Here is a 26,658-nt window from a genome sequence, read left to right as displayed (position 1 = left end):
ATAATGAAAAGACAAGTAAAAAAATAAGGGAGTTAGTTTATGAAAGTATTTGTAAATATTTTTGCGGCTGTTGTGTTGATTGTTACTATTGTCGCAGGTAAAATGTATTGGGATCATCAGATGTCTGCGGAAGCTTCTAGTAAAAGCACGTCAAGCAGCAGCGCTAGTAAAGCGGCCAGTGGAAATTGGGAAGACTATGCAGAGAATCTTCCGAAATCCGTAAAAGAGAAGTTAAAAAAAGCAGAGACATCTGGAAAGCCGATGAAGTTATTAATTGTAGGCTCACAGGCAACGTCTATTGATTCAAAGGCATGGCCTGAAAGGTTAAAAGAAACGTTAAATCATACATATGGTTCGCTTGTAGAAACGAGCGTACTTGAATACAAAGACGAAACTACGCTTGATTTTGTTCGTAATCAAGATTACAAAGATATTATCAAAGAAAAGCCCGACGTCCTGTTATTTGAGCCGTTTTTATTAAATGATAATGGCGTTGTAGGAATTACAAATACGCTCGATAACTTAAATGTCATCATGTCTCATATTACAGAAGCGGATAAAGATCTTGTAACGATTTTACAGCCGTCTCAGCCAATCTATAATGCTAGCAACTATCCAAAAGAAGCAGAAGCTTTAGGCGAATTTGCGAAAAACAATGGCTATGAGTATGTCAATCATTGGAGCGCATGGCCTGATTATAAGTCAGAGAAAATCCTAGATTATCTAGTAGAGAAGCAGCGCGTTCCAACTGCTAAAGGCAACAAAGCGTGGAGCAGCTACTTAGAAGAATATTTTACAGCATCTTAAACCTGTCGTTTGACAGGTTTTTTTATTGAGATGAACTGCTTTTAATATAGTTTGTAGGACTTCTTATTCTATGTAAAAATTTTGTAAGAAAACCTATTAATTTATTGAAAATTGCCAAAAACAGTATTAAGATTAGATATAATTATCGTTATTAAGTAAAGGAGGACATGTGCTGTGATAGATTTATATACGAATATCTTGCCTAATGTAGACAAAGGGCCGCGCGATACGACTGCTTTTTTAGCCATGGCAAAATCCCTGGTTGATCAAGGTGTAACGTCTGTAGTAGCGGCGCCGGTATATGATAATCAAGACACCCAACAACTTACAATTCAAATGCATGTAGACGCAGCGAACGAACGCTTACAGCATTCATTTATTCCTCTTACCATTCTTCCTGGACAAAAGGCAATCATTCATGATCGTCTCGTTACAGCGTTTGAACAACATACACTCATCACGGTTAACCGCTCTACGAAATATGTGCTTTTACAGATTCCAAACGAATACACATTTAGCTCCGCTGAACAAATTCTCTATCAGCTTCAATTAAAAGGTGTTGTCCCAATTATTAGTGAGCCGGAACGACAATCGGTCTTTCTAGAAAATCCTGATCAGCTTTATGAACTTGTGAAAAAAGGGGCTATTGTTCAGCTGTCCGCAGGCAGCTTAATCGGTAAAAATGGCCGCAAAGAGAAAAAAGCCGCTTTTTCGTTTCTTAACCACGGACTGGCTCACGTTATTGCATCAGGGGTAAGTGCTGATACATACGAAAGTTATACATTGCCTAAAGCATACGAGATCTTATCTAAACAGCTCGGTACACAGGCTCTTTATAAGTTTATGGGGAATGCTGACTATGTAGCAGAAGGAAAAGCCATCTTTAAAGAACAGCCAGAACGAGTAAAAAAAGGAAAAATACTAGGTATATTTTAGTTTGTTTTAAAGCCTGTTCGCATCGGATGGGCTTTTTGTTATGGTTCTAAAGGTTATTATTCCGGTAAAAAAAGTATGCTAAAATGAGGAACATAATATTAGAATTTCCAAATGAATGTGTAAAAGCAAGGAGAAGATTTTGTGATAGATATTTACACCCATATGTTACCCAGAACAGCAAACAGCAAGCAACAGTTTGTAGATGCCGCTAAACATTTAGTTAGTCAAGGCGTAAAAGCAGTAGCGACGACTTTAAATGATAAAGAAACGAATACTTCTCTATCTCTTTATGTAAAAGAAGCCAACCAAACGTTAAAAGATAATCATATCCCACTTACAATCGTAGAAGGAACGGAAGTGTTGGCGAATCGTACGTTTGCAGAATCTTATCAACGCCGTGGTGCTATGCTTGCTTCAAATGAAAAATATATCGTGTTAACCATTCCTAAACAGGAAGAGGCGGATTGTCTTAAACAGCTCGTATATGAAATTCAGCTAAATAAAATTGTTCCGATTATTAGCGAACCTGAACGTCATCCATACTTTTTAGAACATAAAAACGCATTATATAAATTTGTTAAAAAAGGAGCTATTGTACAATTATCTTCAGATAGTGTTATTGGTAAAAACGGCAAGCACGCTAAAAAAGCCGCAATGCAGTTTATTGAACACAATCTTGCTCACGTGATTGCTTCTGGTGCAAGCTTGGATAACTACAAGCAGCATTCATTGCGTCAGGCTTATGATGTCATCACAAAAGAAAAAGGAGCTGAGACGTCTCAGCTGCTGATGCAAAATGCAGAAGCTGCATTTAATGGTCAAGGCATTCAAACTTTACCGCCTGAACGCATCAAAAAAACAAAATTTCTAGGAATCTTTTAACTTTTCCCTTTGTACCCTGATTAACTTCTGTTTAATCAGGGTATTTGCATACAAAGACCTATTTCAATCCCTTCTTTTATCATCATTATTTGGAGTTATTTTACAAATTATGTTTGCGTTTTCACATAGAGTGATAGTAAAATATTGTTAGTTGAGTAGATGACAGGAAAGTACGCGGTTTTCCGGGGTTCGTGGTGGTAAATGTCGAGAAGAATACATAGTTTCACACGAGAAATCGTCGTAGAATAGAGCTATACAAAACGCAGGGAGGGAAATAAAGTGATTGATATTCATACGTACATATTGCCTAATATCGATAGCGGACCTGAGGAAGTAGACGGCTTCTTGAAGATGGCTCGCTCCTTAGCGGATCAAGGCGTTCAATCGGTTGTGGCGACGCCTCTTTATGATAGTGATCAAGAGTTTATGAAACACCATTTATTTCTCTATGTGAATGCAGCTAATGAATGGCTTACAAATTCATATATTCCTCTTCAAGTATTACCAGGTCAGCTTGTCCCTTTATCGCCTCAACTTCTGCGAAACTATGAGCGAAATCAGCTTCTTACACTTAATCACACCGATAAATATTTGTTTCTTTCACTGCCTGACTATGATATCTCACCTTATTTTGAAAAAACGCTGTATGATCTTCTAACAAAAGGCGTCGTGCCTATTCTACGTTCACCAGAATGTCATCCGATTTTCCGAGATCAACCCGAGCGTTTGTATGAGCTTGTTAAAAAAGGCGTACTTGTTCAGCTAAGCGCAGCTAGTATTCTTGGATTAAACGGAAAAAAAGAAAGAAAAGCGGCATTTACCCTTATTAAATACCGCTTAGCCCACGTGATTGCCTCTGGCGTTCATGCTCGCAATTACCACGACTATTCACTTTCAAAAGCGTATGATTATATTTCCGATATGTACGGTGCGTCAGAACTTTATTTTTTTATTGAAAATGCAGAAGCGATTATCGACGGTCGTCCGGTGCATCAATTAGAGCCTGAGCCGATGAGAAAATTTAGTTTATTTAAATTATTTAGCTGAAAACAAGGGACTTTTCCATAAAAACGGGAAAGTCCCTTGTTTTGTCTTTCTTTCATTGTGGTATGGAATAGAAACAACGTTAAAGAAAGGAAGGCTGAATATGATAAAAACTACAGCTGGCAAAGCAGCTATGTCGGTATTAAAAGAATGGAATATCGATCACATTTTCGGTATGCCAGGAGATTCCATCAATCATTTTATGGACAATCTGCGCAGTGAAAAAGATGAAATTGAATTTATTCAAGTCCGTCACGAGGAAGTAGGCGCACTGGCGGCATCTTCTTACGCTAAAATTACAGGCAAAATCGGTGTGTGTCTGTCAATTGGAGGACCAGGTGCGATTCATTTATTAAACGGCTTATACGATGCAAAAGCAGACGGTGCACCGGTGTTAGTGTTAGCCGGACAAGTGCCTCGTGCGAAGCTTGGCAACGAATCGTTTCAAGAAGTGAATTTAGAACGTGTTTTTGACGATGTGTCGGTGTTTAATCACCGGGTAGATTCACCTGAATCATTTCCGCATCTGCTGCAGCAAGCGATTCGAACGGCTTACGCGAAAAAAGGCGTCGCAGTATTAGTCATTCCAGATGATATTCCGTCTTCAACGATTAAAATTGATGAAAAAATGCCAGTTGCGAATGTATCAAAATCCATTTCTCATAGTGACCCGGAAGATGTAGCTAAAGCGCTGTTGGCGATTAAATATGCAAAAAAACCGGTTATTTTAGCAGGAACAGGTGCAAAGCATGCAAAGCTTGAACTAGCGCAGTTTGCGGAGAAAATCGCGGCGCCGGTTATTTTTACGCTTCCCGCTAAAGGAATACTGCCTGACCGTCACCCTTATAATCTAGGGCAGCTCGGGCAGCTCGGGACGAAGCCTGCGTATGAAGCAATGGAAGAAACCGATTTGTTAATTATGGTTGGGACTTCGTATCCATACCGTGAGTTTTTACCAGATGGAGCCGAAGCAATACAACTGGACTCAGATGCCACACAAATTGGCAGACGCTACCCTGTATCAATCGGCTTAGTCGGTGACTCTAAAACGACGCTATCACAGCTTACGCATAATTTAGATTATCAAGAAAATCGCCGTTTTTTAGAAGAGTGTCAAGTTAATATGGAAAACTGGTGGAAACACGTAGAAAAAGAAGAAAATGAAGTGAGTACGCCAATCAAGCCGCAGCAAGTCATTCCTAAGCTTCAAAAAATCGTTGATGATGATGCGATTGTATCTGTTGATGTCGGGAACGTGACGGTATGGATGGCGAGACATTTCCGCATAACGAATCAAAAATTTGTAGTCTCCAGCTGGCTGGCAACGATGGGCTGCGGACTTCCGGCTGCGATTGCTGGTAAGCTTGCCCATCCTGAAAAACAATCAGTAGCCGTATGCGGTGACGGAGGCTTTACGATGGTGATGCAAGACTTTGTAACGGCCGTGAAGTATAAGTTGCCAATTGTTGTAGTGGTGCTGAACAACAGTGAAATCGGGATGATTAAATATGAACAAGCGCTTCAAGGTCACTTGGATTACCAAACGCAGCTTGGTGAAATGAACTTTGCGAAGTTCGCTGAATCGTGCGGCGGGATTGGGTACCGAGTTGAAAAATACGAGGAGCTCGAAACAGCATTTGAAAAAGCAGCGCTTGCGAATGTTCCTGTTGTAATTGATGTGGTCGTCGCAGATGAACCGCCGCTTCCAGGCAAAATTTCATTCGGACAAGCGGCCAGTTATTCGAAGCATATCATGAAGAAGTTCTTCAAAGAGCATGAGCTTGAAATGCCGCCGCTTCGTAAAGGGCTAAGCAGAATGCTTTAATCAGTGACTCTCCTTACAGGAGAGTCTTTTTAGGAGGGATATCATGGGAGTGTTTGAAATCATTTTACTTATTTTTGGCGCGGTAATGATGCTTGTGATTGTAGTGCCGGTTATTATTGCTATTATTCTTTGGCTGAAAGACGAAAAACAAGAAGAGCATTCGGTTTTGAGAAACTATCCGCTGCTCGGGAAAATACGCTATATTTTTGAGAAAATGGGGCCTGAACTGCGTCAGTATTTATTTTTAAATAATAATGAAGGCAAGCCGTTTTCTAGAAATCAATATGAGCAAACCGTTAAGTCAGGTAAATACCTCAACCGAATGATGGGGTTTGGCTCAGAGCGTGATTTTAACGAACCAGGCTACTATATTCGAAACGCGGTGTTTCCAAAGCAGCGCGATGAAATGAAAGTGGATAATACGAAAAAAATCAACACAAAAGTATATAAAATGGACGCGGATAACTTATTTAGCCGAAGAGAGCACCGAGAAGAAAAAGAAGCGGATCCGTTTTATTTGCGGGATGAAGAAGCGGTCGTTATAGGTCCTTCATGCAAAAATCCGTTTGTTGTAAAAGGATTAATCGGTCAATCAGCCATGAGCTTTGGAGCGCTTGGTGACCACGCAATTACGGCTTTATCACTAGGTTTAGGACGAGCAGGCGGCACGTGGATGAACACGGGAGAAGGAGGACTGTCACCTTATCATTTAAAAGGAAACGTCGATATTATTTTTCAAATTGGGCCAGGACTCTATGGCGTTCGGACAAAAGAAGGCGAATTTTCATGGGAAGAATTTAAAAAGAAAAGCGAAATGAAGCAAATCAAAGCGTTTGAAATTAAGCTCGCCCAAGGAGCTAAAACGCGAGGCGGTCACGTGGACGGTTCTAAAGTAACGGAAGAAATCGCAGAAATCCGCAACTTGAAGCCAGGAGAATCGGTAGACAGTCCAAACCGTTTTAAAGAGTTTGCATCGTATCCTGAAATGTTCCAGTTTATTGAAAAACTTCGAAATGTGGGCGGCAAGCCAGTAGGCATTAAAATGGTTGTCGGAAACACAAATGATCTTGAAGAAATGGCGGCCTATATGAAAGAGACAGGAAGCGGACCTGATTTTATTACGATCGACGGAGCAGAAGGCGGAACGGGCGCATCGTTTCAAGAACTAGCGGACGGAGCGGGGGTACCGCTGTTTTCAGGACTTCCTTTTGTGGATGACCTGCTTAAAAAGTATGGCGTTCGTGATCAAGTAAAACTTTTTGCATCGGGCAAGCTGTTAACGGCTGATAAAATTGCGACGGCTTTATCACTGGGTGCCGACTGCGTTAATATTGCCAGAGGCTTTATGTTTTCTGTTGGCTGTATTCAAGCGCAGGTTTGTCACAACAATAAGTGCCCAGTCGGCGTAGCGACAACAGATCCAAAGCTGCAAAAAGCGCTTATTATTGAAGAAAAGTCATACCGCGTGTGCAACTACGTGCTGTCATTACGTGAAGGATTGTTTAATTTAGCCGCAGCAGCCGGTATTGATTCGCCAACGAAGTTTTCAAAGAAACACGTGGTGTTCAAAAACAGCAGCGGACAGTTAGCTGACATTTCTATAAAAGAAAAGATGTACGTATAAAAAAGCTGCCGATTGGCAGCTTTTTTATTGTCTTCGCTGAAGCAAATGCAGGCAAAACTCTAAATCTTTTTGAAGATGCTCCTGCATTAACGCTTCAGCTTTTTCAGCATTGCGTTCTTTAATAGCGTTATAAATGTCTTCATGTTCGTCAATTAAAAACGGGCGGTTGTAAAATACGACCGTATGACGGAATAAATAAATGATCGACTGCATGCGGTCGATGATATTAATCATTACGTCATTGTTGCTTGCGTTCACAATAATGGCGTGAAAACGTTCATTCGCGCTCATAATGTCTTCAAATGAGCCGTTTCTTCCGATGTCTACGCATTCCTTTAATTCTTCTAATTCGTTATCAGACAAAAAAGTTGCAGCAGCTTTAGAAGCTGAGCCTTCTAGCAGCATTCGCACTTCAAACAAGTTGCGTAAGTCTTTTTCTGTCGGCGACACCACTTTTTTTCGAACAATCAGTCCTTCATATTCTAAGCGTCTAATAGAATCACGAATCGGCGTTCGGCTAAATCCAAGCTCGCTCGCTAATTTTTCTTCGACAATTTTTGTACCGCCTTCAAGCTCACCATTTAAAATTTTATCTCGAATCATCTCATAAGAAGGGTGATGAGACGAACGAGAACCTTGATTTCTTAACATACTCTGCTTCACCTCTAGCATTCGACACGAGGAAATCTCGTCTCTTTCTCTCTTTAGTTTTTATCATTTTGTACGCGTATACCCAAATCATACTATAACTTTTGAAAAGGTGGGACGGAAAGTTTCGCTTTTAGAAATAATTTCTATTTAAAAAAAGTCTAGACAAATAAATAAAATGCGAATATGATGAGTGTATACAAAATTATCAGAAATGTATACAAAAAATATTTTAACGTATACATTCTTTTTAAAAACGTATTTGAAAACGTATACAACAAGGGGAGGAAACGAAAATGACAAAACGCGTTGGATTTATTGGACTTGGAATTATGGGAAAACCGATGACGCTCAATTTATTAAAAGCAGGTTTTGAGGTAGCGGTTTACGATATTAATAAAGCAGCAGTGGAAGAAGTGAAAGCAGCAGGAGGATTTGGAGCAGAAAGCCTTGCTGAAGTTGCAGCAAACAGCGACGTGATGATCACGATGCTTCCGGCTTCACATCATGTAAAAAGCGTAGTGCTTGGAGAAGAAGGGTTAATTCATAGCGCAAAAGAAGGAAGCGTTATCATCGATATGAGTTCCATTTCACCGGTAGCATCAAAAGAAATTGCGGCTGAACTTGCACAAAAAGGAATTCACATGCTAGACGCTCCGGTTAGCGGCGGAGAGCCAAAAGCAATTGACGGTACGCTTGCGATTATGGTCGGAGGAAATGAACATATCTTTGAAAGCGTTTCATCTATTCTTCATGCGATGGGAGCAGAAATAACGCTTGTTGGAGAAAACGGAAGCGGCGTAACGGCGAAGCTTGCAAACCAAGTGATTGTAAACTTAAACATTGCAGCGATGTCTGAAGCACTTGTACTAGCAGCCAAAGCAGGCATTGACGTTGAAAAAATGTATCAAGCGATTCGCGGCGGATTAGCAGGAAGCGCTGTATTAGATGCAAAAGTACCCCTTATTTTAGACCGCAACTTTGTAGCAGGCGGACGCATTGATATTAACTTAAAAGATATGACAAACGTGATGGAAACGGCTCATGACATTGGCGTACCGCTTCCGCTTTCAAGTCAGCTTGTGGAAATTTTCCATGCGTTAAAAGTAGACGGAAAAGCAAGCGATGATCACGGCGGAATTGTGCAGTACTATGAAAAATTAGCAAACGTTGAAGTGAAAAAGAAGGTGGAAGCATGATTAAACAAGATGAAAAACGTCTTGTAAGCGATGTGTTTAAAAACATTCCAGCGGTCGATGAGGCACTTGTACAAAAAATGCTTGATGAAGAGCTGCTGACGTTTAATCAAAAAATCATCGTGCTAGATGATGATCCAACGGGTGTTCAAACGGTTAACGGTATTTCCGTGTACACAGACTGGACCAAAGACAGCATCAAGCAAGGATTTTTAGAAGAAAACTCCATGTTTTTTATCCTAACAAATTCACGCGGATTTACCGCTTCTGAAACGGAAAAAGCCCACGCGGACATTGCCGCTGTTATTACAGAGGTAGCGGCTGAAGTAGATAAAGAGTTTTTAATTATCAGCAGAGGTGATTCGACTCTTCGCGGTCACTATCCGTTAGAAACAGAAGTGTTAAAGAAAACGGTTGAACAGCACTCCAATCAAGTGCTTGACGGCGAAGTGATCTTTCCTTTCTTTAAAGAAGGCGGACGATTCACCATTGATAACATTCACTACGTGCAAGATGAAGACTACTTGGTGCCGGCAGGAGAAACCGAGTTTGCAAAAGACCGTACGTTTGGCTACAGTAAATCTCATTTAGGCCAGTGGGTAGAAGAAAAGTCAGAAGGGAAATTCAAAGCAAGTCATACAACATATATTTCGCTCGGAAGTATTCGTGCACTTGATTTAGTGACGATCACAAATCAGTTAATAGAAGTGAAAGACTTTAACAAAGTGATCGTGAACGCAGTGGATTATGTAGATGTAAAAGTTGTGACGATTGCGCTTCTTCGCGCGATGAAGCTTGGAAAGCATTTTATGTATCGCAGCGCTGCGGCTTTAACAAAAGTAATGGGCGGCGTGAGCGATAAAGATTTGTTAACAAAAGAAGAGCTCATTAAAGAAAAGTCGTCAAACGGCGGATTAATTATGGTTGGTTCGCATGTTAAAAAAACAACAGAGCAGTTAGAAGAATTGAAGAAATGCAGCTTCATTGAATTTATTGAATTTGATTGTCATCTTGTCTTAGAACCTGAAAAGTTTGAAGCAGAAGTGAACCGTATTATCAATGGAGCAGAGAAGCTTATTTCTAAAGGTCAAACGGTAGCTGTGTATACAAGACGCGAGCGCTTAGATCTTGGCGAAGGCAAAAAAGAAGAAGAGCTTAAATTATCGGTGAAAATTTCAGATGCGGTTACAAGCATTGTTCGCCGCTTGAACGTTCGTCCAAACTTTATCGTTGCAAAAGGCGGCATTACGTCAAGTGACATTGGCGTAAACGGCTTATCAGTAAAGCGTGCGACGGTTGCCGGACAAATCAAGCCGGGCATTCCGGTATGGGTAACGGGAGAGGAAAGCAAGTTTCCAGGCATTGCGTACATCATTTTCCCTGGGAATGTTGGAGCAAAAACAACGCTTCGAGAAACGGTTGAATTACTAAGTAAATAGAAAGAAGTGAACGTACGATGTGCGTTCACTTTAGAAAATATTTGAAAGCGTATACATTATTTGGATGTACGTACATGAAAAATGGTCACACTAAGGGGATGAACATATGAATTCAGTATTCGGATTAAGTCATGAAGCAAGTCTTTTGCTGTATGCGATTGTATCGATTGTCGGACTTATCTTTTTAATTGCTAAATTTAAAACAAATCCGTTCGTAGCACTGATTGTCGCGGCTTTGTTTATGGGTCTTATTTCAGGTATGAAGCTGCCTGATATCGTAACGGCGTTCCAAGAAGGAGTAGCGAGCGTCTTAGGATTTATCGCGATTGTTCTTGGTCTTGGAACGATGTTAGGTAAAATGATGGCAGAGTCAGGCGGAGCCGAGCGTATTGCCCGCACGTTAATTAACGTATTCGGTGAAAAGAACGTACACTGGGCAATGATGGTTGTAGCCGTTATTTGCGGTATCCCGGTCTTTTTCCAAGTTGGTGTTGTACTATTAATTCCACTTGTGTTTGTAATTGCCAAGCATACGGGTACATCACTTATTAAAATTGGTTTATCATTAATTGCCGGCTTAGCCGTTGTTCACAGTTTAGTACCTCCGCATCCAGCAGCGATGCTAGCGGTGGATATCTTTAAAGCAGATTTAGGTAAAACGATTTTGTATTCATTAGTTGTGGCATTTCCAGCTGCAGCCGTGGCGGGCCCGATTTACGGATCGTTCATTTCACGCCGTGTTCACGTAGAGCCAACTGGTGAAATTATGGAGCAGTTCACAGAGTCGAAGCATAAAGATCTTCCTGGCTTCGGGATTACGTTATTCACGATCCTACTTCCGGTACTATTAATGCTTTTAGCAACGATCACTGGGTTCGTTTATCCAGAAACAAGTACGATTCGCTACGTAACAAACTTTATTGGAAGTCCAATCGTAGCGCTGTTGATTTCGTTAGTGTTTGCTTTTTATTCGTTCGGTTTTGCAAGAGGATACAACAAAGACGATCTATTAAAATTCACAAACGAATGTCTTGGACCCGTTGCTTCGATCATTTTAATCATCGGTGCAGGCGGCGGTTTTAATAAAATTTTAACAGCAAGCGGTGTGGGTGACGCGATTGCAGGATTTGCTCAAGATGCACATCTTTCTCCTATCGTACTAGCGTTTGTGATTGCCGGGTTAATTCGTGCAGCAGTTGGTTCAGCAACAGTGGCAATGACAACAGCAGCAGGTATTGTAGCCCCAATTGCAGCAACCATGCCAAACGTAAGCCCGGAGCTATTGGTGCTAGCAACAGGCGCAGGTTCTGTAATGTTATCGCACGTAAATGATTCTGGCTTCTGGTTAATCAAAGAATTCTTCAATATGTCAGTGGCTCAAACGTTAAAAACGTGGACAGTGATGGAAACGATTCTATCGTTTGCGGCGTTTGCAATGGTTCTTATTTTAGACATTTTCATCTAAGAGAAAAAGCGCTGGTTTCAGCGCTTTTTTCTTTGATATAAAATATATTCAAAATATTTCAAATAATGAGAAAAAAAGACTAGATTTTTCCCGTTTCGATAGTATAGAATAGTTATAAAGTAGCAAAGGGGGTAGATGTATGACAAATGATGAAAAGTATCAAATTGGTTTGACGACAAAAGCATTGATTCCAGTGAATGATCCTATTCACCGCACAAAGGTGCTGGATGAAGCAGGAGAATATATGCTAAGCAAGACGTGTAAGCAATTATTAGAAGAAGCGTGCATTCGAGAATTAAGTACGTTTAAGGGATCGATTGCCGCCGTTCGAAAAATGTTTCCGTACAAACAGCTTACGCCGCTTGTTATTAATCGTTCACAAGCCACCATTGCGTTTCCGACATCTTCGCCAAATGACTATAGTTGTGCCTGGATTTTTGCCTCTCATGTTCATACTTCACACACGCTTGCTACAGTTGATCCAACCTCCATGCTAATTCACTTCAAAGATGGAACGTTCATTCCAGTTAAGCTTTCTTATTACAGTTTAGAAAAAAAGCTGGCCAGAGCGGCTGTTATTCGCAATTACTGTTTAGAAAGTCCGGTTGTCTTGGCATGATGCGTTCGATTTATCGAATAAACTTGTCCTACATATGAACAATCGTTTGGACTACACATATGAACGAAAGGAGGAAGCTTATCATAAGCTTCCTCCTTTTCTTACTCTTGAAGAAGCGAGGCTTTTAGCTTTTTGCGAGCTGCTTTTCCCCAGTTTTTAACGGCTCCCGTGGAGACTCCGTATTTGTAGGCAATATCTTTATATGAGTAGCCTTCTAGCAGATGTTCGAGTACATAGATTTTTTCTCTCCCTGTTAAGTGTTCGATATGCTGCTTGATGATTTCACTTTCTAACGGAACGGGGAGAGCGAGATCTTCGTTCAGTGAAAGCAGATTCTGCTCAGCAGGTGTTTCACGTTCTTCGTATAAAATGGTGCCTTTTAAATGAGATAGGATCGTACCGCGCACGGTTGTGTAGGCATAAGCGGAAAAAGAGCCTTTGCTTTCGTCAAATTTTTGATACGCTCTCCATAAACCAATCAACGCAATTTGATAATATTCGTCGTAGTCTTTGTAAATATGAAATTTTTTAATCATCGACACAATTAATGGATGAAAAGATGAAGCAATTTGATCAAATGAGCTTTTTTGCATGCAGCCTTCCTTTTTCAAAAACGCGTTTTTGCTGTATTCCGCCGGTATCTCTACTGTACAAGGGGAAGATCACCTGTGCGAATGAACGTATATTATGTTTCTTTTTAAGAAACGTGACGTAATTTCCCCGGAAACTTCACGTTTCGCTAGGAAATATGCGAAGTATATACGTATTTGTAGAGATTTTACGTACGAAAGGTCCCCCATTCCAAATTCTACTAATCTATACTATTTATATATCTATTATCGATGTAGCAACTCTACCATCACGGAAGAGCAGTGATGGTAGAGTTGCTAGACCTATCCGGATGAGCCTTTGAGGGTATATTCGCAGGAGCTACTAATTTTGAGTTCTTCTTTATGAAAGCAATTTGCTGAGATTGTAAGAAGAACTTGTAAAGGGGAGATTGAATGAAGGCGATGGTTGGGGTAAATGTGGCGGCGGCTGTTTTGTGCGGGGCGGTGATGTATGCAGGGACGCAGCACTGGCAGGAGCAAACGGAAGCGCAGGCAAGTGAAGTAAAAACTGCTGTTGTACATAAAGAAAAACAGTTTTCCGATGTATCTGCTTATACAAAAAATCTTCCGGACTTTATTACAAAGCAAATAGAGTCATCTATCGCAAATAAAAAGCCTCTGACTCTTGTGCTTGCCACATCCGCGAAGGAAGCAGGGTGGCCACAGCAGTTAAAAAAAGAGCTAGCAGCTACATATGGAAGTGATGTATTTACGGTTAAAACACTTTCATATGGTAACGGGACAACTGATGAGCTTTTATCCTCACATATTGCCGATCAAATTGATCAACTTCAGCCAAACATTATTCTGTTTGAAGCACCTCTTAAAAATGATTATCAGCATCTTACGCTAGATGAGACGCTTGAAAATACAGACAAGCTGATTCATCAGCTTAAAGACTTGAAAAAAACCCTTATGATTCAGCCTTCACAGCCTTACATTTCACAAACGGAGTCCTATGAAGAAGGGGTAGAAGCGATCAGGGGAGTATCTGAAGCAAACTGGGTATATTATATGAATCACTCGCTCATTTGGCCCTTTCATTTAGGAGAATATATAAATAAAGACAGCGGTAATTTAACGAAAAAAGGAAATGAGGTGTGGGGAGAATATGTTGTGAATTGGTTTACAGGAGAATAAAAAGACAAGCCCTCTTTCAAAAGAAGGAGGGCTTGTCTTTTTATAGTTTTATAAGATTATGACTTTTCCTTGTTCTGATAAAAGGATAGATGCCAGGATACTAACCCAAGTCTTTAGAAAAAGACTATGAAGCTATTGCTCATTTTTAATAGGAGTGATTTTTATCATAGCTCAGGTTATTTATTCTTGCTAAATTAATGTTGTGAAAAATATCACAAAATAAAATGCAAAGGATGATCTCAATTAAGACGTAGTGAGACTACTTATTTTTTTTACTTGCTGTTAACGCAATGGAATCGCATACATACCATAACTGTGTTAGATAATCTAACACATAAGTTGAACGATTCAGAAAATTCATATATCTTAAATATATCTTTAAAGATGCATAGAAAATATATCTTTGAAACAAGCAGGTATAGACGCCAGGGGAGGAATGGAAGATGCAAAAAAAGAAACTCGTATTGATTGGAAATGGAATGGCTGGAGTTCGAGCGATTGAAGAAGTACTGAAGGTTTCAAGCGAAGCGTTTGAAATTACGATTTTCGGAAGCGAGCCGCATCCGAACTATAATCGTATTTTACTATCAAAAGTGCTGCAAGGAGATACGAATGTTGAAGACATTACGCTAAACGATTGGAACTGGTATCAAGAAAACAATATTACATTATATACGGGCGAAACGGTTACTAGTATCGATTCGATAAAAAAAGAAGTAGCGACAAACAGCGGCAGAGTAGAATCGTATGATGAGTTGATTTTAGCAACGGGGTCTCTTCCTTTTATTCTTCCAATTCCAGGCTCTGATAAAAAAGGAGTTACGGCTTTTCGAGATATAAAAGACACGGATGAAATGCTGCAGGCATCTCAGCAGTATAAAAAAGCAGCGGTTATTGGAGGCGGACTGCTTGGATTAGAAGCGGCGCGCGGACTGTTAAATCTAGGAATGGACGTATCTGTCATTCATTTAGCTCCGTATTTAATGGAACGTCAGCTTGATCCAACAGCGGGCAAATTGCTTCAAAACGAATTAGAAAAACAAGGCATGAAGTTTTTGCTTGAAAAACAAACGGCGGAAATCGTCGGCGATGAGCGAGTTGAAGGATTATCTTTTAAAGACGGTACGTTTTTAGAAGCTGATTTAGTCGTGATGGCCGTGGGAATTAAGCCAAATGTTCAGCTTGCAAAAGAAGCGGGACTTAACGTAAATCGAGGAATTGTTGTAAATGACTATATGCAAACGGATATTTCAAACATCTACGCGGTTGGAGAATGTGCAGAGCATAGAGGAATGGTATATGGACTGGTAGCACCTCTGTATGAACAAGGAAAAGCATTAGCAAAAGCGATTTGCGGGGCAGAAAAAGTGCCTTATGAAGGATCGGTTTTATCCACGCAGCTAAAAGTATCAGGTGTTGAAGTGTTCTCAGCAGGAGACTTTACAGAAGATGAAGAGAAAAAAGCGATCAAAGTGTTCGACGAACAAGACGGCATTTATAAAAAGCTTGTTTTGCGAGGGAATCAAATCGTAGGAGCCGTTCTTTTTGGAGACAGCAGCGACGGAAATCGACTGTTTTCAATGATTCAAAAGCAAGAAGATGTATCCGATGTCGCAAAAGTGTCAATTTTACAGCCATCTGGCGGTAACGCGGGTGAAAGCTTAGTAGCAAGCATGAGCGCCGATGATATTATTTGCGGCTGTAACGGCGTAACAAAAGGTACGATTGTGGAAGCTATCCAAAAACAAGGATGCTCATCGGTTGATGAAATCAAAGCTTGTACAAGTGCCTCTCGCTCTTGCGGAGGATGTAAACCGCTTGTAGCGGAAGTGCTTCAGCATACTCTTGGCGCTGACTTTGACGCAGCGGCTCAAAAAGAAGCGATTTGCGGCTGTACGACTCTGTCACGAGATGAAGTTGTCGAAGAAATCAAAGCAAAAGGTCTTTCGCATACGCGTGAAGTTATGAATGTACTTGGCTGGAACAATGAAGAAGGCTGTTCGAAATGCCGTCCGGCGCTGAATTATTATTTAGGTATGGTGAATCCAACCGGATACGTTGATGAACGCGAATCACGATTTGTGAATGAACGCATGCACGCAAATATTCAAAAAGACGGCACGTATTCTGTTGTTCCTCGCATGTACGGAGGCGTCACAAATGCAGAAGATTTACGAAAAATTGCAGATGTTGTTGATAAATATGAAATTCCGCTCGTAAAAGTGACGGGTGGTCAGCGTCTTGACTTGTTTGGTGTTAAAAAAGAAGATTTGCCTAGCGTATGGGAAGAGTTAGATATGCCTTCTGGCTACGCGTACGGCAAGTCGCTGCGAACGGTGAAAACATGCGTCGGCGAACAGTTTTGCCGCTTTGGCACGCAGGATTCAATGGGCGTTGGAATTGCGCTTGAGAAAAAATTTGAAGGACTATGGACGCCTCATAAAGTGAAAATGGCTGTATCTGCTTGTCCGAGAAGCTGTGCTGAGTCAGGTATTAAAGATATTGGCTTTATTGGAATTGACGGCGGCTGGGAAATTTACGTGGGCGGAAATGGAGGTACGCATCTTCGCGGCGGAGATTTATTGTATAAAGTAAAAACAGACGAAGAATTGATGGACATTACAGGAGCGTATTTGCAGTATTACCGAGAAACGGCTAATTACTTAGAGCGTACGTCTGCATGGATTGAGCGCATGGGACTTTCGCACATTCAATCAGTGCTTGATGACGCTGAGACGAGAAGAGAGCTGAATATGCGTATGGACGAAGCGTTATCTACGTACCGTGATCCTTGGAAAGAAATCGTCGAAAGCAAAAAGACGAAAAAAGAGCTGTTCGAAACAGTTGTCACATCATAATGCTGGGGGGAAATAAAGATGGTGAATAAAAACATTACAAAAGTATGCGTGGGGTCTATTCATGATTTTCCGGTAAGCCTGGGTAAAACAGTAAAAGTAAACGGAAAAGAAATTGCGGTGTTTAAGCTATCAAGCGGAAAAATACGGGCAATTGAAAATCGCTGTCCGCATAAAGGCGGGGTGCTAAGTGAAGGAATCGTGAGCGGCGACTCGGTGTTCTGTCCGATGCACGACTGGAAAATTTGCCTGCATGACGGTAACGTACAAGAGCCAGACAGTGGCTGTGTAGACACGTACGAAGCGTCTGTTGAAGGAGATTTGCTGTATCTTTTAATTGAAGAATAAGTAACGAGGCGCGTTGATTTTCAACGCGCCACAAAAATTCAAGGGGACATACTCAAAGGAGCGAAGCAGAAGATGAGACAAGGAAAAGTGTACATTGTAGGAGCCGGACCAGGAGATCCAGATTTGCTAACGATAAAAGCAGCAAAATGTTTAGAAAAAGCAGACGTTATTTTATATGACCGACTAGTGAACCCTGTTCTTCTTCAGTATGCAAAAGAAGGAGCCGAACTCGTCTACTGCGGGAAAAAGCCTGGTGATCACTGCGTTTCTCAAGATGATATTCATGATTTGCTTGTATGCTACGCAAGAAAAGGAAACACCGTCGTGCGGTTAAAAGGCGGAGATCCGTTTATTTTCGGAAGAGGCGGGGAAGAAGCAGAAGTGCTCGTTCAAAACGGAATTTCGTTTGAAGTCGTTCCGGGTATTACAGCGGGCATCGCGGCACCTGCTTATGCTGGAATTCCTGTGACGCATCGTGAGCTGAGCCGTTCGTTTGCCGTTGTGACGGGACACTGTTTAAGCGGCAAGCCGGAAAGTATTCGCTGGGAGCATTTAGCAAAAGGAGTTGATACGCTTGCGATTTATATGGGCGTTAAAAACTTGCCGTATATTTGCCGTCAGCTTTCAGACGCCGGAAAAAGCGCGGATACGCCGGTCGCTCTTATTGAACAAGGCACGACGGTTTATCAGCGCACGGTTACAGGTACGCTTGGCACAATCGTAGACACGGCTGCTGAACAGCAAGTCAGCAACCCCGCGATGATTGTGATTGGTGAAGTGGTGAAGCAAGCTTCTGCTCTTTCATGGTTTTTGGAAAAAACAGAAGAAAAAGTATGCGTCTAAGATGAATAAAAGGAGGAAACGCTTTTGCTTAAGAATTCACTGCAGTCAATGAATGAGTTAGCCCGTGAAAAAACGAAGCTTGTGAATGATCATTTGCCGAGTTATTTGCTGTTAGCTGTGCTAGCGGGTGCTTACGTAGGACTGGGCGTTATATTAGCTCTATCGGTAGGAGCGCCTTTAGCTTCTGCTTCTTTACCGGTCGTTTCTCTTGTCATGGGATTATCTTTTGCTGTTGCTCTCCTGCTTGTCGTATTTGCAGGAGCTGAATTGTTTACGGGAAATCATATGGTTTATACAGTCAGTACGCTATCGGGAGTCACCACATGGAAAGATACGGTCAAAAACTGGACGTGGTGTTTTATCGGAAATGCGATAGGTGCGTTTGGGCTTTGTTTGTTAATTACCGGAACCGGTTTGTTTAAAGGAATTGAACCGAACCATTTACTTATGACGCTGGCAGCTAAAAAAATGAATTTGCCGGTCAGTGAATTATTTTTTCGCGGCATTCTTTGCAACTGGCTTGTTTGTCTTGCGATTTGGACGGCTGCGCGCACTAAAAGCGATGCGGCAAAGATCATGCTCATTTTTTGGATGCTGTTTGCATTTGTTGCATCAGGATACGAGCACAGCGTGGCAAATATGACGTTTCTTGGCCTAGCTTTATTGCTTCCGCATCCTGATGCGATTTCGGCTGCTGGACTATTTCATAATTTAATTCCTGTTACGCTCGGAAACATCGTAGGGGGAGGATTGTTTGTAGGAAGCATTTACTGGTTCGTGAACGCTAGGCAGCTAAAAGAAGTTAAAAATCAGCCGGCTGCTCTCTCAGCTGACTTGGATTCTGCTAAACTGTCTAAATAGCAAAAAACCGCTCTTTATACCATATAGTCTGCTTTTTAAAGCTATCATCACGGTATTTTAGAGCGGTTTTCTTCTATATAATATAAACTGCTTAAAGCGTATTCACATCTATACGTATCGAACAAGCAGTATCGTTCTTCATTTTATAGAAACAGGGAGTCTGTGAGAATTGAATCGGACAGATTCTGTTGAAATGAATGTGTGAGGGTGCAGATATCATCGAAGAGGCAGAGGGCATCTTAGAATTTTAATGTTGTTTGGCATTTTATGCTCTTTTTGAGCTTCCTTAAAGCAGTTGTACATTGCTTTGCTGCCTAAATGATTAGCAGAGTGAATCGTAATTCGATCGGCATATAAATGATGCTTTACCATAAAATGCACGAGCATTAATCCATTCCGTGTCTTGCTGAGTAAATCATGATCGAGTGACAAATGTTCAACATCGAATGACCTTAGCAGATCAATACATTCGTCAATCGTTTCGGCTAAAACATGACCGTCAGGGCACTTGCGATAGTCGTCTAGAAAAACATTGATTTTCATGACTGATTCTCCCTTCCTTGCCTTGTATTTAGTGTAACATACATAATGTCATATACCTACCTAAGTCTATTCGACACATTTTTCTGCATTCCTTCTTAAATAGGGGTAAAAACACGAATTTTTATCATTATTTGCATATCTGAGGCGAATAAACAGGAAATAAGGAAAGAGATGTCGAACGAAAAATGAATAGATAAACAGTTTAAACTGGAAATTAACTTTTTTTATTCTGTGATCTTTATTTAAGAAGGTCATTTAAATCCCAGATTTGACAAGGGATGGAAGGGAGATAACCCATAAAAGATTGTGAGAAAAAAACGATAATTTACGATTTTTTAAAATAAATTGGAAATTTCTCTTTACGAAAAAGATGTTTGAGACGTATAATTTGATTTAAGGATTTTTTGGAACATAGTATGACAATATGACAAAAAAGAAAAGTAAGGTGAATAGAATGGGTAAGTTATTTAGTATCGGTGAAGTATTAATTGATATGATTCCAGCTCAAAAAGGTCTTCAATTGAAAGAAGTGGAATCGTTTACGCGTGTGCCAGGCGGAGCGCCGGCAAACGTTGCAGCAGTTGTTGCTACATACGGTAATGAGTCAGCGCTTATTACAAAAGTTGGAGAAGATGCGTTTGGAGACTTTCTAGTAGATACGCTTCGTGAAGTAGGAGTAGGTACTGATATGGTCTATCGTACAGAAGAAGCAAACACAGCTTTAGCTTTCGTTTCTCTGCGCGAAGACGGAGAAAGAGATTTCAGCTTCTATCGTAATCCTTCAGCGGATTTATTGCTAACTGAAGACGAAATTAACCCAGATTGGTTTGCAAGCAACGATGTTCTTCACTTCTGTTCGGTTGATTTAGTTGAAAGTCCTATGAAATACGCTCATATGAAAGCGATTAAAAGCATGAAAGAAAAAGGCGGCGTTATCAGCTTTGATCCAAATGTACGTCTTCCGCTGTGGAAAGACCATGAGCTATGCCGTCAAACAATTTTAGAATTTATCCCTCAAGCGCACATTGTCAAAATTTCAGACGACGAGCTATCGTTTATCACAGGAATTGAAGATGAACAGCAAGCAATTCAGTCTCTATTTACAGGTGACGTTCAAATAGTTGTGTTTACAAAAGGTGCAGAAGGCGCAACGCTTTATACAAAAGAAGCTGTCTATGAATCAAACGGTTACAAAGTAGCGGTTGTTGATACAACAGGTGCAGGAGATGCGTTTATTGGCGGATTCCTTTATCAGCTATTAAGCCGCGATGTGTCACAAGAAAACTTAACGGCTATTCTTGACCGCGACCACGATGCTATTTTGCGCTTTGCAAATGCAAGCGGTGCCTTAACGACAACTGGAAAAGGTGCGATCAGCTCCATTCCAGCCAAAGAAGTAGTAGAGCAATTTTGTAAGCCTGTAGCTAACTAAAATGAAAAGGCTTTATCTCTTCTTATTTTCAATCAGCAGAGGCGTCCGTTTCTGTTGATTGAAGATCACATAAGAGGAAAAAGCAAGCTGCGGAGCAAAAAGAAAAAAATTTTTTCTGTTTTTAAAAAATAATCAAAAAAATTTCTAGCTAAATAATAAATGTTCGTGTTAGTATAGTACGAGCAGCAAAAAGTAGCAGTTTTACCACCATTTATGAAAACGTTATATATTTTTATCGATGTAGAAAGTTTGATAGGACTAAAGAGCAGTCCTATCAAATTTTCTAGACCTAAGCGGTTGCTGCCCTCCTTGCGGGGTAGGCATCAAAACCTTTTGGGGAATGTTCGAGGGAGTATAAGTGCTTGGCTCTTTGCCCTTGATGAGAGAAAAGCAGCAAGTCGTTACATACGATGTACATAGATTAGAAATAGGAAAGTAGGTTAAGAGAAAGATGGATATTTTGCTAGGTGTTCTTCCTTCCGTTGCGTGGGGAAGCATGATTTTAGTTAGTATGAAGATGGGCGGTGGGCCTTACAGTCAAACGCTTGGAACAATTATTGGAGCTTTGATTCTTTCATTTGTTCAGTTTATGATTGTGCAGCCGGTGTTAACACCAACGCTCGTTATTGTCGGGATTGTTTCAGGTTTGTTCTGGTCAGTAGGTCAAAGCAATCAGTTTAAAAGTGTTCCATACCTTGGTGTTTCAAAGTCAATGCCGATTTCAACAGGTATGCAATTAGTATCAACAGCTCTTTTTGGTGTTATTGTATTTAAAGAATGGTCAACGCTTCAAACGATTGTGCTTGGATCTATTGCGATTCTTTTAATACTAGCAGGCGTCGTGCTTTCTTCATTAGACGGTAAAAAAGAAGGGGCACAAGGGGCTCCAGGACAAACGAAAAAAGGAGTTATCACTCTTATCATTTCAAGTCTTGGATTCTTAGTTTACGTAGTTATCGCACGTATCTTCAACGTAGACGCATGGGCAGCACTATTCCCGCAAGCAATTGGTATGTTAATTGGCGGTTTAATCATTACATACAAACATAAGCCATTTAACAAATATACGATTCGTAATATCTTACCAGGTCTAATTTGGGCATCTGGAAACATGTTCTTATTCTTATCTCAATCAAGACTAGGCGTAGCAACAAGCTTTTCATTATCGCAAATGGGTATCGTTATTTCCATTTTTGGCGGTATTGTCTTCTTGGGAGAAAAGAAAACAAAGCGTCAATTATTCTATGTATCTCTTGCGAGTGTACTGATTATTTCAGGCGGTATCTGTATCGGCCTCGCAAAAGCTCACGTTTAATTTATCGATGTAGAAAAACCCCCATGGCTAGAGTGCAGCCATGGGGGTTTTTCTGGAACTAAGGTTTTGAGGCTACCCCGCAAGGCGTGGCCTCAAAACCTTAGTCAAAGTCAAGATCAAAACCTTAGTGCTGTTAGGAATTTCAGGTCTGCATGTTTGTGTTGGGGATTCTCGTTCTTAAGACTGATAATTTTTCATTCTTTGTTAGGAAGCTGTTTGGTGTGTGATGGCTTATAGTAGTAGAAAAGGATGGAGGGAAGGCTATGATTAAGAGTATTTATGAGACGCATGTGCAGGTGCGGGATTTGGAGGATTCGATTGAGTTTTATAGAGGTCTTGGGCTGACTTTTGTTCATAAAATTGAAGAGAGGCGCTGTGCTTTTTTCTTTATTGGGGAACAAAAGCAGATGCTTGGACTTTGGGAAACCGATGAAAAAGAGTTGAAAAGCAGTCATTTTGCTTTTGGAATTGAAGCAGCAGATATTCATGAAGCGTTAACGTGGCTGCGTTCAAAAGGCATTGAACCGGAAGAGACGTCGTTTGGAAAGCCCCAAACAGAGCCGATTGTTCATACATGGATGCCAGCGGCGTGCGTGTATTTTAATGACCCTGACGGCAACCGCTTGGAATTAATTACGCTTTTGGATGATAAGCCTGTCGTATCTAAGGATTTTCCGTATTTAAGTGAATGGAATAAAGAGACCGGGACGAAATTATTTTAGCTCAAGTAAAAAACGAACCATTGATCAACGTGTTTGATTCGTGGTTTGTTTTTTTGTTATGGTCAACGTAGGTTTGATCTGTTTTGTTCCTTTTAGCAGTTGATTGGAGTCATTTCGTTATGTCTCCATCTTTTTATGTATCATAAACGTAGAATTGACATATTTATAAACATATAATATATTTGTTTATAAATTAATAAACAAAATAGAGAGGTGTCTATTTTTATGGTGAACGATTTGTTTTGGGAATCATCTTTTGAAGAGATGAAGAAAGGGTACGGGGAAAGCGAAGATCACTACCACTGCTTACTGTGCGGTGAAAGCATTGAAAAAGGCATTATTTATCCGGTGGAAGGTGTTTTTTATGGAGCAAAACGCTATATGAAGCTTCATGTGGAACAGCAGCACGGGTCTGTATTCCATCATTTAATAGGGCTAGATAAAGAGGTAACGGGTCTTTCTGATCATCAAAAAAATTTAGTGAAGTTTTTTAAAGAAGGAAAAAGCGACAGCGATATTCAAAAAGAAATGGGAATCGGCAGTTCATCGACCATTCGAAATCACCGCTTTACGTTAAAGAAAAAAGAGCGTCAGGCAAAAGTGTTTTTAACGCTGATGGAACTGTTGAACGACGGGGAAGAAGAAAAGGCGGCACCCGTAACAAATACGGCGCCTAGAAGAAGTCAGCGCTACAGCGTCAGTGATGAAGAGCGTGAAAAAATTTTAGCGAAGAACTTTCCACAAGGTTTAAACGGACCTCTTCGCACCTTTCACTTGCAAGAAAAACACCGTCTTGTTGTTCTTGAAGAATTAAGCGGACATTTTGCTTTTGGCAGCACGTATACCGAAAAAGAAGTGAACGATATGTTAACACCTTTTTATGGCGACTACGCCGTGCTGCGGCGCTATTTAATTGAATACGGTTTCTTAGAGCGCAGCGCAGACGGAAGCAGCTACTGGAGAAAAGGAGAGACAGAGATGAGTATGGACTCAAAAGACTATAAAAAACAAATGAAGCAGCTAGCGAAAGAAGTAAAAACAGAAGGCGGCGTGTATCAAATTAAAAACCTTCACAACGATAAGATTTACATTGGCTCTACGCCTAACGTTAAAACATTAAACGGCGTAAAGTTCACGTTAAAGACGAACACTCATCAAAATAAAGAGCTTCAAAACGAGTGGAATACGTACGGAGCGGATGCTTTTTCAATTGAGATGCTGGAAACGATTAAAAGAGAAGAAGAAAAAGCACTTTCAAAAAAGGATTTGCTGAAACTGGAAGCGAAATGGTTAGAGAAGCTGCAGCCTTACGGCGAAAAAGGCTATCATTCGCCGAAAGCTGATACAAAGGAGAAATAGGTGTGAAGAATCAACATGTTAAAAGTGAAGTAGTGGAATCAGAAAAATCCGTCAGTAAGCTGATGCTTGTGTTTTTAATTCCGCTCATGTTAAGTAACGCCATGCAGTCCGTTGGGCAGCTGGCGGGAAGTATTATTGTCGGAAGAGCGCTTGGAGTTGATGCATTAGCCGCTATTTCCGCTTTTTTTCCTCTGTTTTTTCTGCTCGTGTCGTTTTCAATTGGAATTGGTTCAGGAAGTTCGATTTTAATCGGGCAAGCGTACGGGGCACAAAATGAAAAACGAGTGAAAGAAATTATCGGTACCACGCTCACGTTTACCTTTTTAGTCGGAATTGTGCTTGCTGTTTTGGGAAGCATATTTGCTCCGGATATTCTTCGGATTATGGGAACGCCGGCTAATATTATTGACGTAACGGTTCACTACGCGCGCATTTTGTTTGTGGCGATTCCTGTTTTGTTTTTATACTTTGTTTATACGACGTTTATGCGCGGAACCGGAGACTCTAAAACGCCTTTTTACTTTTTAGTTGTGAGTACGGTCTTAAACCTCATTTTTCTTCCGATTTTAATTTTTGGATGGATCGGAGTGCCAAAGCTTGGAGTCTACGGCGCTGCGTATGCAACGGTGTTTTCAACCGTATTAACGTTCATTATTATGATTATCTATTTACGCAAGAAAAATCATCCGTTAAAGTTTGACTCATCTATTTCATTAAAAATGGACGGAACGCTTTTAAAGCTGCTTATGCGTTTAGGGATTCCAGCGAGTATCAATATGATTTTAGTTTCTCTTTCTGAAATTGCGGTTATTACGTTTGTAAACGGATTTGGCTCAGACGCTACAGCAGCGTACGGAGCGGTGAACCAAGTGGCAAGTTATGTACAAATGCCGGCAATCAGCTTAGGAATTGCAGTTTCTATTTTTGCGGCGCAGTCGATTGGCGCCAATAAATTTGAGCGGTTAAAAGAAGTTATCCGCTCTGGAATTATGCTGAATTACGTTATTGGCAGCGTATTGATTTTACTTATTTATCTCTTTTCCAATCAAATTTTAGCTCTGTTTTTAACAAGTCAGCACACGCTCCATATTGCTGAAGAGCTGTTAGTTATAACACTTTGGAGCTATTTGATTTTCGGTCATGCGCAAATTATTACCGCTACGATGCGAGCAAGCGGTACGGTGCTGTGGCCTACGGTATTTAGTATTATGGCTATTTGGTGTGTAGAAGTGCCCGTAGCCTACGTGTTATCGCAGTTTACCTCTCTTGCGATTAAAGGAATTTGGGTTGGATATCCAGCAGCGTTTGTGGTCAGCTTAATTCTGCAGTACAACTATTATCGATTTGTATGGAAGAAAAAGAAAATTGAACGTCTTGTCGGATGAAAAACGAGTGGAAACGCTCGTTTTTTATTTTTTCTAATTAAAACACCCTTAGCTAAAAGTTTTAATAGGATAGTGCATATAACTTTTTAATGAAAAGAGGGTATGACACTATGAGTAAATCTGGATTTGTGCCGGATAATTCCAATATTAAAAAAAGCTCAGGAACGCCTAATCTGTCAGTAAACTATAAGCAAAACGTCCTGTTCAAACGAAATGATCAAAATATAGCGTATCAGCTAACCTCAACTCAGCTGCCTGCCATGCTTGGAGGAGCGTTTGTTGATTTATATATGACGAAAGGGCATATGAGAGAACCGCACTGGCATCCAAATGCGTGGGAATTGGATGTCGTCGTTTCAGGTGAAGTGCAGGTGTCTATCTTGGACCCTGATACAAGCAGCATGCACAATTACCGGATAAAAGAAGGAGAAGTTGTTTTTATACCGATGGGCTGGTGGCATTGGATTGAACCTCTATCGGAAGAAGCGCATCTTCATCTCTTTTTTAACAATGATCAATTTGAGTCTACAGAAGGATCCGACGTGCTGCGCTTAACGCCTCCGGTTGTGTTTCAAAAAGCATACGGAGTAAGCGCAAGCGAAGTAGCAGAAGCCGTTGCTCCGATTACGGATACGGTGATCATTGGGCCGCCTAATGATCATTCTTTTTATCAAAAGAGCTGTTTTAAAGATGAACGGGATGAACGAATTGTGGTTAAAATAAATGAAAAAGTAGTGCCTGCTGAAGATAAGTAGCATA

24 protein-coding genes are annotated in these 26,658 nt (G+C 40.7%); 21 read left to right on the top strand and 3 right to left on the bottom strand.

The genetic code is table 11. From position 1 onward, the window contains the following. Positions 1–39 precede the first annotated feature (39 nt). The 6 genes from POF52_RS09310 (at position 40) to POF52_RS09285 (ending at position 7,118) form a co-directional block, all read left to right on the top strand. The gene (locus tag POF52_RS09310; protein WP_271992062.1) at positions 40–807 is read left to right on the top strand and encodes an SGNH/GDSL hydrolase family protein; all 768 of its coding nucleotides are present in this window, start codon (positions 40–42) and stop codon (positions 805–807) included. A 174-nt stretch (positions 808–981) separates the two neighbouring features. Beyond that, entirely contained in the window at positions 982–1,743 is a 762-nt protein-coding gene (locus POF52_RS09305; protein ID WP_176583964.1) for a tyrosine-protein phosphatase, read from the top strand. A gap of 141 nt (positions 1,744–1,884) precedes the next feature. Further along, positions 1,885–2,625 (top strand): CpsB/CapC family capsule biosynthesis tyrosine phosphatase, encoded by a 741-nt coding sequence (locus tag POF52_RS09300; protein WP_271992059.1) that lies wholly within the window; start codon positions 1,885–1,887, stop codon positions 2,623–2,625. A gap of 279 nt (positions 2,626–2,904) precedes the next feature. Beyond that, on the top strand, positions 2,905–3,672 hold the full coding sequence (locus POF52_RS09295; protein WP_271992057.1) for a tyrosine-protein phosphatase: 768 nt from the start codon (positions 2,905–2,907) through the stop codon (positions 3,670–3,672). 100 nt (positions 3,673–3,772) lie between these two features. Further along, a complete protein-coding gene (locus POF52_RS09290; protein WP_271992055.1) occupies positions 3,773–5,494 on the top strand; it encodes a pyruvate oxidase in 1,722 nt (573 codons plus the stop codon). Positions 5,495–5,537: 43 nt separating this feature from the next. Beyond that, complete coding sequence (locus tag POF52_RS09285) at positions 5,538–7,118, top strand: FMN-binding glutamate synthase family protein (protein ID WP_271992054.1); 1,581 nt, start codon at positions 5,538–5,540, stop codon at positions 7,116–7,118. A 24-nt stretch (positions 7,119–7,142) separates the two neighbouring features. Here the strand turns inward: POF52_RS09285 and POF52_RS09280 are convergent, their stop codons facing one another. Beyond that, the gene (locus tag POF52_RS09280) at positions 7,143–7,769 is read right to left on the bottom strand and encodes a GntR family transcriptional regulator (protein WP_095379802.1); all 627 of its coding nucleotides are present in this window, start codon (positions 7,767–7,769) and stop codon (positions 7,143–7,145) included. Between the two features lie 293 nt (positions 7,770–8,062). Here POF52_RS09280 and garR point away from each other — a divergent pair, with 293 nt between their 5' ends. The 4 genes from garR (at position 8,063) to POF52_RS09260 (ending at position 12,485) form a co-directional block, all read left to right on the top strand. Beyond that, entirely contained in the window at positions 8,063–8,965 is a 903-nt protein-coding gene (gene garR / locus POF52_RS09275) for a 2-hydroxy-3-oxopropionate reductase (protein ID WP_271992051.1), read from the top strand. Next, the gene (locus tag POF52_RS09270; RefSeq protein WP_271992050.1) at positions 8,962–10,401 is read left to right on the top strand and encodes a four-carbon acid sugar kinase family protein; all 1,440 of its coding nucleotides are present in this window, start codon (positions 8,962–8,964) and stop codon (positions 10,399–10,401) included. Before garR ends, POF52_RS09270 begins: the two co-directional genes overlap by 4 nt. A 106-nt stretch (positions 10,402–10,507) precedes the next feature. After that, on the top strand, positions 10,508–11,866 hold the full coding sequence (locus POF52_RS09265) for a GntT/GntP/DsdX family permease (protein ID WP_057238872.1): 1,359 nt from the start codon (positions 10,508–10,510) through the stop codon (positions 11,864–11,866). Positions 11,867–12,005: 139 nt separating this feature from the next. After that, the gene (locus tag POF52_RS09260) at positions 12,006–12,485 is read left to right on the top strand and encodes a competence protein ComK (RefSeq protein WP_271992047.1); all 480 of its coding nucleotides are present in this window, start codon (positions 12,006–12,008) and stop codon (positions 12,483–12,485) included. 101 nt (positions 12,486–12,586) lie between these two features. Here POF52_RS09260 and POF52_RS09255 read toward each other — a convergent pair whose 3' ends face one another. After that, positions 12,587–13,078, bottom strand: a complete 492-nt coding sequence (locus tag POF52_RS09255) for a sigma-70 family RNA polymerase sigma factor (protein WP_116737540.1) — start codon at positions 13,076–13,078, stop codon at positions 12,587–12,589. Positions 13,079–13,489: 411 nt separating this feature from the next. On the opposite strand from POF52_RS09255, the gene POF52_RS09250 reads away from it, so the two are divergent. From POF52_RS09250 to POF52_RS09230, 5 genes are all read left to right on the top strand, one after another. Beyond that, the gene (locus tag POF52_RS09250) at positions 13,490–14,236 is read left to right on the top strand and encodes an SGNH/GDSL hydrolase family protein (RefSeq protein ID WP_176583957.1); all 747 of its coding nucleotides are present in this window, start codon (positions 13,490–13,492) and stop codon (positions 14,234–14,236) included. 443 nt (positions 14,237–14,679) lie between these two features. After that, positions 14,680–17,094 (top strand): nitrite reductase large subunit NirB, encoded by a 2,415-nt coding sequence (gene nirB, locus POF52_RS09245; protein WP_271992043.1) that lies wholly within the window; start codon positions 14,680–14,682, stop codon positions 17,092–17,094. 18 nt (positions 17,095–17,112) lie between these two features. Further along, on the top strand, positions 17,113–17,439 hold the full coding sequence (gene nirD, locus POF52_RS09240; RefSeq protein ID WP_013055862.1) for a nitrite reductase small subunit NirD: 327 nt from the start codon (positions 17,113–17,115) through the stop codon (positions 17,437–17,439). A gap of 72 nt (positions 17,440–17,511) precedes the next feature. Next, positions 17,512–18,282 carry a uroporphyrinogen-III C-methyltransferase gene (gene cobA, locus POF52_RS09235; protein WP_271992040.1) on the top strand — a complete coding sequence of 257 codons (771 nt, stop codon included), beginning with the start codon at positions 17,512–17,514 and terminating at the stop codon, positions 18,280–18,282. 24 nt (positions 18,283–18,306) lie between these two features. After that, complete coding sequence (locus tag POF52_RS09230; protein ID WP_271992039.1) at positions 18,307–19,143, top strand: formate/nitrite transporter family protein; 837 nt, start codon at positions 18,307–18,309, stop codon at positions 19,141–19,143. Between the two features lie 216 nt (positions 19,144–19,359). On the opposite strand, the gene POF52_RS09225 is transcribed toward POF52_RS09230, so the two are convergent. Then, entirely contained in the window at positions 19,360–19,686 is a 327-nt protein-coding gene (locus POF52_RS09225) for a cyclic-phosphate processing receiver domain-containing protein (RefSeq protein ID WP_014461165.1), read from the bottom strand. A gap of 454 nt (positions 19,687–20,140) precedes the next feature. Here POF52_RS09225 and POF52_RS09220 point away from each other — a divergent pair, with 454 nt between their 5' ends. From POF52_RS09220 to POF52_RS09195, 6 genes are all read left to right on the top strand, one after another. Beyond that, entirely contained in the window at positions 20,141–21,118 is a 978-nt protein-coding gene (locus POF52_RS09220) for a carbohydrate kinase family protein (RefSeq protein ID WP_271992036.1), read from the top strand. A 451-nt stretch (positions 21,119–21,569) separates the two neighbouring features. After that, entirely contained in the window at positions 21,570–22,433 is an 864-nt protein-coding gene (locus tag POF52_RS09215; protein ID WP_013082140.1) for a GRP family sugar transporter, read from the top strand. Positions 22,434–22,696: 263 nt separating this feature from the next. Then, entirely contained in the window at positions 22,697–23,155 is a 459-nt protein-coding gene (locus tag POF52_RS09210) for a VOC family protein (RefSeq protein ID WP_271992034.1), read from the top strand. A 225-nt stretch (positions 23,156–23,380) separates the two neighbouring features. Beyond that, positions 23,381–24,514, top strand: a complete 1,134-nt coding sequence (locus POF52_RS09205; RefSeq protein WP_271992032.1) for a DUF2087 domain-containing protein — start codon at positions 23,381–23,383, stop codon at positions 24,512–24,514. Positions 24,515–24,576: 62 nt separating this feature from the next. Then, positions 24,577–25,899 (top strand): MATE family efflux transporter, encoded by a 1,323-nt coding sequence (locus POF52_RS09200; RefSeq protein WP_271992185.1) that lies wholly within the window; start codon positions 24,577–24,579, stop codon positions 25,897–25,899. A 110-nt stretch (positions 25,900–26,009) separates the two neighbouring features. Then, complete coding sequence (locus POF52_RS09195) at positions 26,010–26,654, top strand: cupin domain-containing protein (protein WP_271992030.1); 645 nt, start codon at positions 26,010–26,012, stop codon at positions 26,652–26,654. The last annotated feature ends 4 nt before the right edge of the window (positions 26,655–26,658 follow it).

Origin of the sequence: Priestia sp. AB (assembly GCF_028369225.1) — a bacterium.
Classification (GTDB): Bacteria; Bacillota; Bacilli; order Bacillales; family Bacillaceae_H; genus Priestia; species Priestia megaterium.
Note: the sequence above shows the minus strand (reverse complement) of the source record. Positions and strands in the feature narration are given on the sequence as shown.